This window comes from Streptomyces sp. NBC_00726 (genome assembly GCF_045161735.1).
Classification (GTDB): domain Bacteria; phylum Actinomycetota; class Actinomycetes; order Streptomycetales; family Streptomycetaceae; genus Streptomyces.
This window is the reverse complement of record NZ_CP108983.1, coordinates 6,330,262-6,344,941: the sequence shown is the minus strand read 5'-3', so window position 1 is coordinate 6,344,941 and position 14,680 is coordinate 6,330,262. Positions and strand designations below refer to the sequence as shown.

General features: G+C 70.5%; 11 protein-coding genes. 4 read left to right on the top strand and 7 right to left on the bottom strand.

Features of this window, described 5'->3' with window-relative positions; all coding sequences use genetic code 11:
• Position 1 precedes the first annotated feature (1 nt).
• Positions 2 to 1,258, bottom strand: a complete 1,257-nt coding sequence (locus OG338_RS28195) for an extracellular solute-binding protein (RefSeq protein ID WP_405940041.1) — start codon at positions 1,256 to 1,258, stop codon at positions 2 to 4.
• Between the two features lie 201 nt (positions 1,259 to 1,459).
• Here OG338_RS28195 and OG338_RS28190 point away from each other — a divergent pair, with 201 nt between their 5' ends.
• A complete protein-coding gene (locus OG338_RS28190; RefSeq protein WP_073967229.1) occupies positions 1,460 to 1,675 on the top strand; it encodes a dodecin in 216 nt (71 codons plus the stop codon).
• A 39-nt stretch (positions 1,676 to 1,714) separates the two neighbouring features.
• Here the strand turns inward: OG338_RS28190 and OG338_RS28185 are convergent, their stop codons facing one another.
• Complete coding sequence (locus OG338_RS28185) at positions 1,715 to 2,200, bottom strand: hypothetical protein (RefSeq protein ID WP_405940040.1); 486 nt, start codon at positions 2,198 to 2,200, stop codon at positions 1,715 to 1,717.
• A 96-nt stretch (positions 2,201 to 2,296) separates the two neighbouring features.
• On the opposite strand from OG338_RS28185, the gene OG338_RS28180 reads away from it, so the two are divergent.
• Positions 2,297 to 4,717 carry an ABC transporter gene (locus OG338_RS28180; RefSeq protein ID WP_405940039.1) on the top strand — a complete coding sequence of 807 codons (2,421 nt, stop codon included), beginning with the start codon at positions 2,297 to 2,299 and terminating at the stop codon, positions 4,715 to 4,717.
• A gap of 247 nt (positions 4,718 to 4,964) precedes the next feature.
• A complete protein-coding gene (locus tag OG338_RS28175; protein WP_405940038.1) occupies positions 4,965 to 6,734 on the top strand; it encodes a glycosyl hydrolase family 18 protein in 1,770 nt (589 codons plus the stop codon).
• Positions 6,735 to 6,824: 90 nt separating this feature from the next.
• Here OG338_RS28175 and OG338_RS28170 read toward each other — a convergent pair whose 3' ends face one another.
• The 3 genes from OG338_RS28170 to OG338_RS28160 are packed head-to-tail and all read right to left on the bottom strand — an operon-like array spanning position 6,825 to position 10,226.
• A complete protein-coding gene (locus OG338_RS28170) occupies positions 6,825 to 7,571 on the bottom strand; it encodes a succinate dehydrogenase/fumarate reductase iron-sulfur subunit (RefSeq protein WP_405940037.1) in 747 nt (248 codons plus the stop codon).
• Positions 7,568 to 9,517, bottom strand: a complete 1,950-nt coding sequence (locus OG338_RS28165) for a fumarate reductase/succinate dehydrogenase flavoprotein subunit (RefSeq protein WP_405940036.1) — start codon at positions 9,515 to 9,517, stop codon at positions 7,568 to 7,570. Before OG338_RS28165 ends, OG338_RS28170 begins: the two co-directional genes overlap by 4 nt.
• Position 9,518: 1 nt before the next feature.
• A complete protein-coding gene (locus tag OG338_RS28160; protein WP_405940035.1) occupies positions 9,519 to 10,226 on the bottom strand; it encodes a succinate dehydrogenase in 708 nt (235 codons plus the stop codon).
• 94 nt (positions 10,227 to 10,320) lie between these two features.
• On the opposite strand from OG338_RS28160, the gene OG338_RS28155 reads away from it, so the two are divergent.
• A complete protein-coding gene (locus OG338_RS28155; RefSeq protein ID WP_405940034.1) occupies positions 10,321 to 11,223 on the top strand; it encodes a LysR family transcriptional regulator in 903 nt (300 codons plus the stop codon).
• 21 nt (positions 11,224 to 11,244) lie between these two features.
• Here the strand turns inward: OG338_RS28155 and OG338_RS28150 are convergent, their stop codons facing one another.
• On the bottom strand, positions 11,245 to 13,419 hold the full coding sequence (locus tag OG338_RS28150; RefSeq protein WP_405940033.1) for a putative bifunctional diguanylate cyclase/phosphodiesterase: 2,175 nt from the start codon (positions 13,417 to 13,419) through the stop codon (positions 11,245 to 11,247).
• Positions 13,416 to 14,234, bottom strand: a complete 819-nt coding sequence (locus OG338_RS28145; RefSeq protein ID WP_405940032.1) for an SAM-dependent methyltransferase — start codon at positions 14,232 to 14,234, stop codon at positions 13,416 to 13,418. Before OG338_RS28145 ends, OG338_RS28150 begins: the two co-directional genes overlap by 4 nt.
• Positions 14,235 to 14,680 lie beyond the last annotated feature (446 nt).

The window sequence follows — 14,680 nt, the reverse complement described above, 5'->3', positions numbered from 1 at the left end:
GTCAGCTGCCGGCGAGCACCGCGGTGATCTTCTCGGAGGCGGTCTTCGCCTCGGTCGCCGGGTCGCCGCCCTGGAGGACCGCCGTCATATAGGTCTTGATCGGGTTGTCGGCCTCGACCGCGGCCCACTGCGGGGAGTTGGGCGTCGCGTGGCCCTGCGCCGCGCCCGCAGCCATCGCGGCGGTGCTCTCCTCGCCCTCGATGACATGGGCCAGGGCGGGCTTGTTGGGCACGTAGCTCATCGTCTTGGCCAGGTCCTCCTGCCACTTGGCCCCGGCCAGCGCCTTGATGACCTCGTAGGCGGCGGCGCGCTGGTCGGACTTCTGCGGCACGATCAGGTCGGAGCCGCCGGTGAACACCGAGCCGGGGGCCTTGGCGGTCTTGCCGGGAATCGGGAAGTAGCCGAGCTTGCCCTTGAGTTCGGGGTTCTTCTTCTCGATCAGGGTCGCGGTGCTGGGGGTGGAGATGATCTGGGCGACATTCCCCTCGGCGAACACATTGGCCTGCGGGGGCTTTTCCTCGTCGGCGTCCTTGGGCCCGTCGCCCAGTGCCTGGAGCTGGGAATAGAAGTCCATGCCCTTGAGCGCGGCGGGCGTGTCGAGAGTGCCCTCCCAGTCGCCTTCCTCGTCGCTGGCGAGTTGGCCGCCCTCGTCCCAGATGAACCCGGCGAGTACGTACCAGTTCTGCCCCGGCAGATACATGCCCTGGATTCCGTCGCGGTTCAGTTTCTCGGTGTCGGTGATCCACTGTGCGCGCGTCTTCGGCGGGTTCTCGATGCCCGCGTCCTCGAAGATGTCCTTGTTGTAGATCACCACGCGGTTGGCCGCGTACCACGGGATTCCGTACTGGACGCCGCCGATGCTCCCCGGCTCGGCGAGACCGGGCAGCCAGTCCTCTCTGCCCAGGTCACGCATGGATTCGAGGGTGAGGTCGCGCAGGTTGCCGCTGTCGGCGTACTGGGCGACCTGGGTGTTGCCGACCTCGATGACGTCGGGCGTGTCCTTGCCGGCGAGCGCTTCCAGGACCTTGGGGCCGATGCCGCCCCATTCCTGGATCTTGAAATCCAGTTCGACCGAGGAGTGCTCGTCCTCGTACGACTTCTTGAAACGGTCCAGGAAGTCGGTGGTAACGCTGTTCTTCATCAGCCAGATCGTCACCTTCTTGTCCCCGGATCCGCCGGTTCCGGGGATCACGCCGCAGCCACCCAGCGCAACAGTGGAAATAAGGGCGACAGCTCCGACGAGCATGCGGTTTTTCACGATTCACCTTCTGCGGAACGGCAGGACGAAATATGCGGACCCGGTGTGGGGGACTGCGGGCTGCGCTCGCACGGGCGTGGCTGGATTTTGGTATGGACCAATACTTTGGTCAAGCGGTGTCACGGACGTGCGCGATGTCCACGATCCCTCGCGAACCGGGCCGAGGTAGGGCACCTTGGTAAGAACGAGAGGAGCCAAATCGTGTCAAACCACACGTATCGCGTCACTGAAATCGTAGGAACCTCCCAGGAAGGCGTGGACGAGGCGATCCGCAACGGTGTCGCAAGAGCCTCGGAAACGTTGCACAATCTCGACTGGTTCGAGATCACCCAGGTGCGCGGGCAGATCGAGAATGGCCGAATCGCGCACTACCAGGTCGGACTGAAAGTCGGCTTCCGGCTCGACGACCCGAAGTGACGCGACCGCCCGTCGCCGCGCCCGTGCGGCGGGTCCGGTTCAGGTGCGTCCCTCGCGCTCCTGCGCGTCCTTGAGCGCGGGCGACGCCGGGGTCCAGCGGGCCCGCACCACGGTGAATCCGGCCAGCTCGGCGGCGTCGCAGACCAGCTCGTCGTCGTCCACCAGCATGCGCACCGTACGGTCCCGGCCGAGCCGCTCCAGGATCTCCAGCTTGGTCCGGCGCGCCGGCCGGCGGTCGTCGTTGCGCCGCATGTGCAGCCGCCCCTCGGGCAGCCCCTGGCGGTCCAGCCAGGCCACGGTGTCCTTGCGGCACCGCTCCGGCCGCCCGGTGAGGTAGACGATCTCGCACTCCCCGGCACTGCCCAGCGCCAGCCGTACGCCCTCCTCCAGCGGCGGGTCGTCCACGGCGGCGGCGAAGAAGGCGGCCCAGTTCCGGCGGCCCTCCAGGTGGTGCCGGCGGTGCGTGGTGTCGGCGAGCGTACCGTCAAGATCGAACACGGCCACCGGCCGGACGTCGTTTCTCATGCGGCCAGCAAACCAAGCGGCCGCCCCGTCCGGCCAACCGGCACGGCCAACGGCCGGGCCCCGGCCCACCGCACCGAGCACGGAGACCTCTCCCCCATGACCTCGCCCCACGATCCGTACGTCCGGGTCCGAGGCGCCCGCGAGCACAATCTGCGGAACGCCGACGTCGACATCCCCCGCGACACCCTCACCGTCTTCACCGGTGTCTCCGGCTCGGGGAAGTCCTCGCTGGCCTTCGGCACGATCTACGCGGAGGCGCAGCGCCGCTACTTCGAGTCCGTCGCCCCGTACGCCCGGCGGCTGATCCACCAGGTCGGCGCGCCGGCCGTCGGCGAGGTCACCGGGCTGCCGCCGGCCGTCTCGCTGGAGCAGCGCAGATCGGCGCCGGGCGCCCGGTCGTCCGTGGGCACGGTGACGACGCTGTCCAACTCGCTGCGGATGCTGTTCTCGCGGGCCGGGGACTATCCGGAGGGGGCCGGGCGGCTGGACTCGGACGCCTTCTCGCCGAACACCGCCGTCGGGGCCTGTCCGCGCTGCCACGGCCTCGGCCGGGTCCACCGCACCAGCGAGGAACTGCTGGTCCCGGACCCGGGGCTGTCGATCCGGGAGGGCGCGATCGCCGCCTGGCCCGGTGCCTGGCAGGGCAAGAACCTGCGCGATGTGCTGGACGCGCTCGGCCACGACGTGGACCGGCCGTGGCGGGAGCTGGACCCGGCCGACCGGGAGTGGATTCTGTTCACCGACGAGCAGCCGGTGGTGACGGTCCATCCGGTGCGCGAGGCGGGGCGCATCCAACGGCCCTACCAGGGCACGTACATGAGCGCGCGGCGCTATGTGATGCACATCTTCGCCGACTCGAAGAGCGCCGCCCTGCGGGCGAAGGCCGAGCGCTTTCTGAGCAGCGAGCCCTGCCCGGTGTGCGGGGGCGGCAGGCTGAGGCCGGAGGCCATGGCGGTGACGTTCGCGGGGCACACCATCGCGGAGCTGGCGGGCCTGGCGCTCACCGAGCTGGCCGGTGTGCTCGCGGCGGCGGGCGGTGACGGGACCGCCCGGGTGCTGACGGCGGACCTCCTCGCCCGCATCGGGACCGTCACCGAACTGGGCCTCGGCTATCTGAGCCTGGACCGTACGGCGCCCACGCTCTCCTCCGGTGAGCTCCAGCGACTGCGGCTGGCGACCCAGCTGCGGGCGGGGCTCTTCGGCGTGGTGTACGTGCTGGACGAGCCGTCCGCCGGGCTGCATCCGGCGGACACCGAGGCGCTGCTCGCGGTGCTGGGGCGGCTGAAGGAAGCAGGGAACACGGTCTTCGTGGTGGAGCACCAGATGGACGTGGTGCGGCGGGCGGACTGGCTCGTGGACGTCGGGCCGCTGGCCGGTGAGCACGGGGGCCGGGTGCTGCACAGCGGGCCGCCCGCCGGGCTCGCCGGGGTCGCGGAGTCGGCCACCCGGCGCTTCCTGTTCCCGGACGCGCCGCCCCCGTCGCGCGAGGTGCGCGCGCCCTCGGGGTGGCTGCGGCTGTACGGGGTGGAGCGGCACAACGTGCGCGGGGTGGACGCGGCGTTCCCGCTGGGCGTGTTCACGGCGGTGACCGGGGTCTCCGGTTCCGGCAAGTCGACGCTGGTGGGGCAGGTCCTCGCGGGGGCGCTGGCGGACCGGGGCGGGGCTGCGGAGGACCGGGGCGACGAGCGGCCGGCCGCCGGGTACGCGTGCGCCGAGGGGCTGGACGCGGTGGACCGGCTGGTGCAGGTGGACCAGCGGCCCATCGGGCGTACACCCCGCTCCAACCTGGCCACGTACACCGGTCTTTTCGACGTGGTGCGCAAACTCTTCGCGGCCACTCCCCCGGCCCGGGAGCGGGGGTACCGGGCGGGCCGGTTCTCGTTCAACGTGACCGGCGGGCGGTGCGAGACGTGCCAGGGCGAGGGGTTCGTCTCGGTGGAGCTGCTGTTCCTGCCGAGCACCTACGCGCCCTGCCCGGACTGTCACGGCGCGCGGTACAACCCGGAGACGCTGGAGGTCACTTGGCGCGGGCTGAACATCGCCCAGGTGCTCGACCTGACGGTGGAGTCGGCGGCCGGGTTCTTCGCACAGACGCCGGCCGCCGCGCGCAGCCTGGGGACGCTGCTGGACGTGGGGCTCGGCTATCTGCGGCTCGGGCAGCCCGCGACGGAGCTGTCGGGCGGCGAGGCGCAGCGGATCAAGCTGGCGGCGGAGCTCCAGCGGACGCGCCGGGGTCGCACGCTGTACCTCCTGGACGAGCCGACGACGGGGCTGCATCCGGCCGATGTCGAGGTGCTGATGCGGCAGTTGCACGGGCTGGTGGCGGCCGGGTCCACGGTGGTGGTCGTGGAGCACGACATGGCCGTGGTCGCGGGCGCGGACTGGGTGATCGACCTCGGTCCCGGCGGCGGCGACCGGGGCGGCCGGATCGTGGCCGAGGGGCCGCCGGTGGCGGTCGCGGAGGCGTCGGAGAGCCGTACGGCGGGGTATCTGCGGGCGGCTCTCGGGCTTGCCTGAGCGGGTGGCCCGGCTCAACTCCGGCGGGCGTCCCGCATGTTGGCGGCCGATGCGGGGAAGAGAAATGAAACAGTAAAGAATGTTGACAGTTATCTGGTCCATACCAATCATGGGCATGCCGCACGGTCGTACGCCGCCGTGCGGCATGTGACCCCCGGCCGGGAATCACAGGAACGGGCCGCGCCCCTCCCCGGGCGCGGCCGAGCCGTGCATCCGCCCGTTGTCCCACCCCGCTGGGAGCTGCCCCATGAGACGTCCAAGAACAGTCGGCGCCGTCCTGAGCGCCTTGGCCACCGCCGTCGCGTCCGCAGGTCTGGTCCTCGGATCAGGCGCCGGCGCACAGGCCGCCACCACCGCCGCCACCCCCATGCCCGCGCACGTCTTCGCCCCGTACTTCGAGGCGTGGAACGGCGACAGCCCGGCCGCGCTCGCCCAGGCGTCCGGTGCCAAGTACCTGACGATGGCCTTCATCCAGACCGCGACCAAGGGTTCCTGTACCCCGTACTGGAACGGCGATTCGAGCATGCCGATCGCCCAGTCCGAGTTCGGCGCCGACTTCACCACGATGCGGTCGCGCGGCGGTGACGTCATCCCGTCGTTCGGCGGCTTCACCGCGGACAACACCGGCACCGAGATCGCCGACAGCTGCACCGACGTCGACTCGATCGCCGCCGCGTACGAGAAGGTCATCACGACCTACGACGTGTCCCGCCTCGACATGGACATCGAGGACAACTCGCTGACGAACAGCGCCGGCATCGACCGCCGCAACAAGGCGCTCAAGAAGGTCCAGGACTGGGCCGCCGCCAGTGGGCGACCGCTCCAGATCTCGTACACCCTGCCCACCACGACCAGCGGTCTGGCGAGCAGCGGTCTCGCGGTGCTCAAGAACGCGGTGTCCAACGGCACGCAGGTCGACGTCGTCAACCTCATGACGTTCGACTACTACGACGGCGCCACGCACAACATGGCCACGGACACCCAGACCTCGATCACCGGTCTGAAGGGCCAGCTGGCGAAGCTCTACCCGTCGAAGACCGAAGCCCAGCTGTGGGGCATGACCGGCATCATCGAGATGCCCGGCATCGACGACTACGGACCGGCCGAGACCTTCACCACGGCCAACGCGCCCGTGGTGTACGACTGGGCCGTCTCCAAGGGCGTCAACACCCTGTCGTTCTGGGCGCTCCAGCGCGACAACGGCGGCTGCCCGGGCACCGGCGGCAGTGACACCTGCTCCGGTATCGCGCAGGACACCTGGTACTTCACGCACACCTTCGCCCCGTTCACGAGCGGCGGCAGCGGCCCGGTGACCGACGACTACTCGGTGGCCGTGACCCCCTCGTCGGCGACCGTCGAGCCGGGCGGGTCCACGACCGCCACGGTGAAGACCGCGGTGACCTCGGGCGCCGCCCAGACCGTCGCGCTGACCACGAGCGGCGCCCCGGCCGGGGTGACCGCCGCGCTCAGCCCGACCTCGGTGACCGCGGGCGGCTCGGCCACGCTGACGCTCAGCGCCTCGGCGTCGGCGGCCCCCGGCACGTACACCGTCACCGTGACCGGCGCCTCCGGCACCCTCAGCCACTCGGCCTCGTTCACCCTGACGGTGCCGGGTCCCGGCGGCGACACGGGGTCCCTGGTGAACGGTGACTTCGAGACCGGCGCGCTGGGTCCGTGGACCTGCGAGTCCGGCGGCGCGGTCGTCTCCTCGCCGGTGCACGGCGGCAGCCACGCGCTGGCCGTCGCGGCCACCTCCTCGCAGACCGGCGAGTGCGCGCAGACGCTGACCCTGTCCCCCAACACCAAGTACACCCTTCAGGGTTACGTGCAGGGGAACTACGCCTACCTCGGCGTCCGGGGCGGCGCGACGGCGAGCACCTGGGGCCTGTCGAGCGGCTACACCAAGCAGTCGGTGACCTTCACCACCGGTTCCAGCGGCTCGGTCACGGTCTACCTGCACGGCTGGTACGGCCAGGGCACGGTGTACGGGGACGACCTGTCGGTCACCCAGTCCTGACCCGGTACGTGTGAGGCATCGAGGGTCCCGGAGGCGGGCGGCCTCCGGGGCCCTCGGGCCTTTCGCCGTGCGGCAGCCCGATGCGGCGGCTCAGCGGCGGGCCTTACGGGTCGCCCGCAGCCACTCCTTGTTCATGGCCGAGATCGACGGCAGCGGAATCCCCTTGGGGCAGGCGGTGGCGCACTCACCGGTGAGGGTGCAGCCGCCGAAGCCCTCGCTGTCCATCTGCTCCACCATGTCGAGCACCCGGGTCTCCCGCTCGGGGGCGCCCTGCGGGAGCACGTTGAGGTGGTTGACCTTCGCCGAGGTGAAGAGCATCGCCGAACCGTTGGGGCAGGCCGCGACACAGGCGCCGCAGCCGATGCACTCGGCGTGCTCGAAGGCGAAGTCGGCGTCCGGCTTCGGCACCGGTGTGGCATGCGCGTCGGGGGCCGTACCGGTCGGGGCGGAGATGTAGCCGCCGGCCTGGATGATCCGGTCGAAGGCCGAGCGGTCCACGACCAGGTCCTTGACGACCGGGAAGGCCGAGGCGCGCCAGGGTTCGATGTCGATGGTGTCGCCGTCGTCGAAGGCGCGCATATGGAGCTGGCAGGTGGTCGTTCGCTCCGGGCCGTGCGCGTCACCGTTGATGACGAGGCTGCACGCGCCGCAGATGCCCTCGCGGCAGTCGTGGTCGAAGGCGACGGGGTCGTCACCGGCGAGGATCAGTTCCTCGTTGAGGGTGTCGAGCATCTCCAGGAACGACATGTCCTGCGAGATGCCGTCCACCTCGTACGTGGACATGGCACCGGGGGCGTCGGTGTTCTTCTGGCGCCAGACGCGCAGGGTGAGCTTCATGCGTAGCTCCGCTGAGTGGGGTGGACGTACTCGAAGACGAGGTCTTCCTTGTGCAGGACCGGGGCCTCGCCGGTGTCGGTGAACTCCCAGGCGGCGCCGTAGGAGAACTCCTCGTCGCGGCGGGCGGCCTCGCCGTCCGGGGTCTGGGACTCCTCGCGGAAGTGGCCGCCGCAGGACTCGGCGCGGTGCAGGGCGTCGAGGCACATGAGCTCGGCGAGCTCCAGGTAGTCCACGATGCGATTGGCCTTCTCCAGCGACTGGTTGAACTCCTCGCCGGTGCCGGGGACCTTGATGCGGCGCCAGAACTCCTCACGGATCAGGGGGATGCGGGCGAGCGCGGTGCGCAGCCCCTCCTCGTTGCGGGCCATCCCGCAGTACTCCCACATGAGTTCACCGATCTCGCGGTGGAAGGAGTCGGGGGTGCGGTCGCCGTCGACGGCCAGCAGCAGATGGAGCCGGTCCTCGGTATCGGCGACGGCCTCCGCGACCTCGGGGTGCGAGGCGTCGACATCGTCGCGGTGCGGATGGCGGGCGAGGTAGTCGTTGATGGTGGACGGCAGCACGAAGTAGCCGTCGGCGAGCCCCTGCATCAGCGCGGAGGCGCCGAGCCGGTTGGCGCCGTGGTCGGAGAAGTTGGCCTCGCCGATCGCGAAGAGGCCCGGGATGGTGGTCTGGAGGTCGTAGTCGACCCAGAGGCCGCCCATCGTGTAGTGCACGGCCGGGTAGATCCGCATCGGGGTCGCGTACGGGTCCTCGGCGGTGATCCGGGCGTACATGTCGAAGAGGTTGCCGTACTTCTCCTCGACCTCGGCCCGGCCCATCCGCCCGATGGCCTCCGCGAAGTCCAGATAGACACCCTGGCCGCCGGGTCCGACGCCGCGCCCCTCGTCGCAGACGTTCTTCGCGGCGCGCGAGGCGATGTCGCGGGGCACCAGGTTGCCGAAGGCGGGGTACTGGCGCTCCAGGTAGTAGTCGCGCTCGTCCTCGGGGATCTCGTTGGCCGGGCGGGTGTCGCCCTTGGCCTTGGGCACCCAGATACGGCCGTCGTTGCGCAGCGACTCGCTCATCAGCGTCAGCTTGGACTGGTGGTCGCCGGTGCGCGGGATGCAGGTGGGGTGGATCTGGGTGAAGCAGGGGTTCGCGAAGTAGGCGCCGCGCCGGTGGGCCCGCCAGACGGCGGTCGCGTTGGAGTTCATCGCGTTGGTCGACAGGTAGAAGACGTTCCCGTAACCACCGCTGGCGAGCACGACGGCATCGGCGAAGTAGGTGTCGATCCTGCCGGTGACGAGGTCGCGTGCGACGATGCCGCGCGCCCGTCCGCCGACGACGATCAGGTCGAGCATCTCGGTACGGGGGTGCAGCTCGACGTTGCCCGCGGCGATCTGCCGGGACAGCGCCTGGTAGGCGCCGAGGAGCAGTTGCTGTCCGGTCTGGCCGCGGGCGTAGAAGGTGCGGGAGACCTGGACGCCGCCGAAGGAGCGGTTGTCGAGGAGGCCGCCGTACTCACGGGCGAAGGGGACGCCCTGCGCGACGCACTGGTCGATGATCTCGACGGAGATCTGGGCGAGCCGGTGCACATTGGACTCGCGGGCGCGGAAGTCGCCGCCCTTGACGGTGTCGTAGAAGAGGCGGTGCACCGAGTCGCCGTCGTTGCGGTAGTTCTTGGCGGCGTTGATGCCGCCCTGCGCAGCCACCGAGTGGGCCCGGCGGGGCGAGTCCTGGAAGCAGAACTGGACGACGTGGTAGCCCTGTTCGGCGAGGGTCGCCCCGGCCGAGCCGCCGGCCAGGCCGGTGCCGACGACGATGACGGTGTGCTTGCGCCGGTTGGCCGGGTTGACGAGTTTGGCCTCGAAGCGGCGGGTGTCCCAGCGCCCGGCGACGGGGCCGGTGGGGGCCTTGGCGTCGGCGACGGGTTCGCCGGTCGTGTAGTGCGTGTAGTCGTTCATGTCAGCTCACGATTCCGGTCATGACGGCGACGGGTACGGAGATGAAGCCCAGCGTCAGCACCAGCGCGAGGACATTGGCGAGGGTCTTCAGGGCGCGGTCGCGGCTCGCGCGGCCGGCGCCGAGGGTCTGCGCGGCGCTCCAGAACCCGTGCTGGACGTGGAGCCCCAGGGCGAGCATCGCGACGATGTAGATGACATTGCCGTACCAGGTGGAGAAGGTGTCGATGACGTTCTGGTACGGGTGGCCGTGCTGGAATCCGCCGGAGTGCACGGTGCCGGTCGTCAGGTCCAGGATGTGCCAGACGATGAACAGCCCGAGGATGACCCCGCCGTAGCGCATGGTGCGGGTGGCATAGCTCGCGCGCGGGCGCTTGTGCACATACGCGCTGGGTCTCGCCCGCAGATCGCGGCGGCTGAGCTGGTACGCGGAGACCGCGTGCAGCACCACGGCGGCGACGAGCACCACACGTACGATCCACAGCGCCCACTCGTAGTGCAGGAACGGCTCACCCACCACCCGCAGCCAGTGCGCGTAGCCGTTGAACTCACCGGACCCGAAGAAGATCTTCAGGTTTCCGATCATGTGGACGACCAAGTAGAGGAGCATGACCAGTCCGCTGACGGCCATGATCGCCTTCTTGCCGACGGTCGAGCCCCAGAGCGTACGCGTCATGGACGGCCGTCGGTCCGTCCGGGTTGCCAATGCCATGGACACGACGCTAGGGCCGGATCTCCGATCAGTCCAAGTCATCGATCAGCTGATGTCCATAGCTGCTGCCTATGAAGCAGGGTAGCGTGGGGTGATGCAGTTCCAGCAGCTCACCTATTTCGTGGCCGTCGCCGAGGCCCGGCACTTCACCCGCGCCGCCGAGGAGGTGCATGTCTCTCAGCCCTCGCTCTCCCAGCAGATCCGGGCCCTGGAGAACGAGCTGGGTGCCGAGCTGTTCAGCCGGGCGCGCGGCAACATCACGCTGACGGACGCGGGCGAGGCGCTGCTGCCGCTGGCCCGGCGCATCCTGGCCGACGCCGACACGGCGCGCCACGAGGTGCAGGAGCTGGCGCAGCTGCGCCGGGGCCGGGTGCGGCTGGGGGCGACGCCCAGTGTGTGCACGGGCCTGCTGCCGGAGGTGCTGCGCGCCTTCCACGACCTGCACCCGGGCATCCAGCTGCTGCTGGAGGAGGGCGGTTCGCACGATCTCGTACGGGAGCTGGCGCGCGGGGCGCTCGATCTGGCCCTGGTGGTGCTGCCGCTGCCGGCCGCCTCACCGGCGCTGACCACGGTGGAGCTGCTTCAGGAGGACCTGGTGGTCGTCTCGTCGGAGCGGCGTCCCCGGCCGGGCCGGGGCGGGCGGGTCCGGATCGCGGATCTGGCGGGCGAGCCGCTGGTGATGTTCCGGCACGGCTACGACCTGCGGGAGCTGACGGTGGCCGCCTGCCGGGCGGAGGGCTTCGAGCCGTCGTTCACGGTGGAGGGCGGCGAGATGGACGCGGTGCTCGGCTTCGTCCGGGCGGGCCTGGGCATCGCGGTCGTCCCGCACATGGTCGCCGCCCGCTCCGGGGCCGACCTGCGGGCGACCCCGCTGGCCCGGCCCGGGCTGCGCCGCACCATCGCGCTGGCGCACCGCAGCGACGTGGCCCCGCCGCGCGCGGCCCGCGAGTTCCAGCGGGTGCTGCTGGCGGGGCGGGCGGGCGCGGCAGGCTCCTGAAGCCCGCCGCGCCCGCCCGGCTCACACCGCGTCGGCCAGCAGCAGCGAGTGGATGCGGTCCGGGGCGCCGGGGCGGGCGTAGTACCAGCCCTGGGCCGTGTCGCAGCCCAGCTGCCGCAGCTGCTCGGCCTGGGCGCCCGTCTCCACGCCCTCCACGGTGACCGCCAGGTCGAGGCTGTGCGCGAGCGAGACGATGCCCTCCACGATCTTCAGGTCGACCGGGTCCGCAGGATGGTGCTGCATCCCCTGGGTGAAGGACCGGTCCAGCTTCAGGACGCTCACCGGCAGCCTGCGCAGGTTCGCGAGGTTGGAGTAGCCGGTGCCGAAGTCGTCCAGGGCGATGTCGACGCCCATCTCGGCGAGCTGGCGCAGCGGCTTCAGCACGTCCTCGTCGGCCCCGATGAGCGCCGATTCGGTGACCTCCAGGCAGAGCGCGCCCGCTTCGAGCCCGGAGCGCTCCAGGACCTCGACGGTCTCCGCGACCAGCTGCGGGTGGTGCAGCTGGGCCGGTGAGAGGTTGACGTTGATCCGCAGCGGACCGCCGTCGGTGTGCCGCTCCTGCCAGAAGTTGGCCTGCCGAACCGATTCCTCAAGGACCCAGCGGCCGAGCGGCACGATGAGCCCGGTGTGCTCGGCCAGCGCGATGAACCGGTCGGGCCCGAGCACCCCGTGCTGCGGATGGCACCAGCGCACCAGGGCCTCGGCGCCGTGCACCGTACCGTCGTCCAGGTGCACCAGTGGCTGGTACTCGATGAAGAACTCGCCGCGTTCCAGGGCGGCCGGCAGGGCGGTGGTGAGGCCGTGCCGGGTGATGGCCCGGGCGTCCGCCTCCGCGTCGGCCAGCTCGAAGCGGTTGCCGCCCGCGGACTTGGCCCGGTACATGGTGATGTCGGCGCTGCGCAGCACCTCGGCGGCGCTGCGTTCCCCGGCGGGGCCCTCCACGACCCCGATCGAGCCGCGCACCGTCAGCTCGCGCCCGTCCAGCCGGATGGGCGTGCCGAGGACGCCGAGGATGCGGCAGGCGAGTTCGTCCACCTCGGCGGGGCTGTCGAAGCTCGTGGTGAGCGCCACGAACTCGTCGCCGCCGAGCCTGGCGACCATCTCGCCGGAGGCGGTCGCGCAGGTCTGGAGGCGGTCCGCGACCTCCACGAGCAGCCGGTCGCCCGCGGCGTGGCCGAGGCTGTCGTTGATCGCCTTGAAGCCGTCCAGGTCCAGATAGCAGAGCCCGAAGCGGCTGCCGTCGCCGGCTGAGAGCGCTTTCTCCAAGCGCTCGAAGAAGAGCGTGCGGTTGGGCAGGCCGGTGAGCGCGTCGTGGGTCGCCTCGTAGCGGAGGCGGAGGTTGAGCAGGCGGCGCTCGGTGGTGTCCTCCAGCAGCGCGAGCTGGTATTCGGGCCGGCCTTCGGCGTCGCGGAGCAGCGACACCGTCAGGTTGGTCCACAGGACGGTTCCGTCGTTGCGGTAGTACGGCTTCTCGACCCGGTAGTGCTCGCGTTCGCCGCGTACCAGCTCGTTGTAGTACTTCCAGACCTGCGGGGAGTCCTCGGGGTGGACCCACTCGTTGACGCGGTGGCTCAGGACGTGGTTCTCCAGGCCGCCGAACATCCGGGTGAGGGTGTCGTTGACCTCCAGCACATTGCCGTCGAGGTCGGCGATGCCGATACCGATGGCCGCGTCCTTGAAGACGGCGCGGAAGCGTGCCTCGGTGGCGTGCAGGGCCTGTTCGGCGTGCGAGCGGGCGGCGAGCGCGGAGCGGGCGATGGCCTCCTGCTCGGCCAGGGTGCGCTCGCGCAGGGCCTGGGTGAAGCCGGCCGCCACCGCATGCTGGATGCGGGCGCAGCGGGACCGGCTGTCCTCGGTGGTGAGGGCCACCGGTCCGTTGCTGCCGCAGTAGAGCACCAGGTACGAGTCGACGACGCCGAGCGTGGAGCTGAGCGCGTCGGGGTCGGTGCAGTGGGCGGCGACGAGTGCGCCGCCCACCCCGGTGGCCGCGGCCGCGTCGAACGGGCGGGCGTGCAGGGTCTCGCTGAGCGTACGGGCCAGCGGCAGCAGGTGCCGCTCGAATTCGGGCCGGGTCAGGGAAGTGGCCGTCGACGGGAAGATGGCACGGCTCCAGATGGTGGCGAACCTCCGGAGCCGGTCCTCGGGGCCGTCGGGTGCCGCCTCCGGGGAGCCGGACGGCTGGGCGGGAATGCTCACGCCTTGCGTCCCACTCCCGCGATGCCCGAGAAGGCGTATGGGTCCTCGTTCTCGGGGGCGGCTGTGTTCTCGGGGCGCCATTCCGGCATCGCGACGAGGCCGGGTTCGACCAGCTCGAAGCCGTCGAAGAAGTGGGCGACCTCCTCGCGGGTGCGCATGACGAGGGGGCTGCGGATGTTCCGGTAGACGCCGACCGTGCCGCCCGCCTCCTCGCGGGGCAGCGGAATGCCCTCGTACGCGGCGTGGGTGACGACCAGGAGGCTGCCGGGGGCCAGCATGTCGCGGAGTGCGGCGACGGCGGCCCGCGGGTCGTCGGTGTCCTCGATGAAATGGAGGACGGCGACGAGAAGCAGCGCCACCGGGCGGTCGAAGTCCAGGAGCTTGGCGACCTCGGGGCTGTCCCGGATCTCCTGGGGGCGGCGCAGGTCGGCCGAGGAGATCGTGGCGCCGGCGTTGCCTTCGAGGACGGCCTGGCTGTGCGCGACGGCGACCGGGTCGTGGTCGACGTAGGCGACCCTGGCGGTCGGATCGATCGCCTGGGCGACCTCGTGGACATTACCGAAGGTGGGTATCCCGGAACCGATGTCGAGGAACTGGGTGACGCCCTCGCTCAGCGCGTGGCGCACCGCCCGCCGCATAAACGCCCGGTTCGCCTGCATCGCCTTCGGAAGTCCCGGCATGAACTCCATGGCCTTCCGGGCCGCTTCCCGGTCCACCTCGAAATTGTGCGAGCCGCCCAGATAGAAGTCATACATTCGGGACACGCTCGGCACCGAAATGTCTATGCCTTGCGGTGCCCAGGCGGGACGCTCCATCGATGTCTCCAACAAGTCGCCACGGCGATCCGGCCATGTCCATGGTCAGTGTGGACCAGAGGCTACTGATCGACCGCCAAGAGAGCGAGCGGAAACGGAAATTAGCCGTCCGTTATTGGTCACACTCCCATGGCATGTGCAACCGACTCGTCGCTGCCCGTCACATTCGCCGAACGAGAGGTATCAAATAGTTCACTCCCGGACTACTTTGGTACGTCGGCGAAGTCGGCGTCGGTGAGGTTCGGGCACCATGTCCCGGGAGGGCCTTGGACGTTGGCGTTCGCGGGCCGGAAGCGCCCGGCGCGGGACGAGGGCGTTCGGGGACCGTCTGACCGTCGCGCGCCTCCCCGTCGCGGCGCCAAGCCCGGGAATGCGCCGGGCCCCTGACACGGCCTTTGGCGCCATTCTTGCGGAGAGGGTCGACAATCGGCCATTTCCGGAGACCG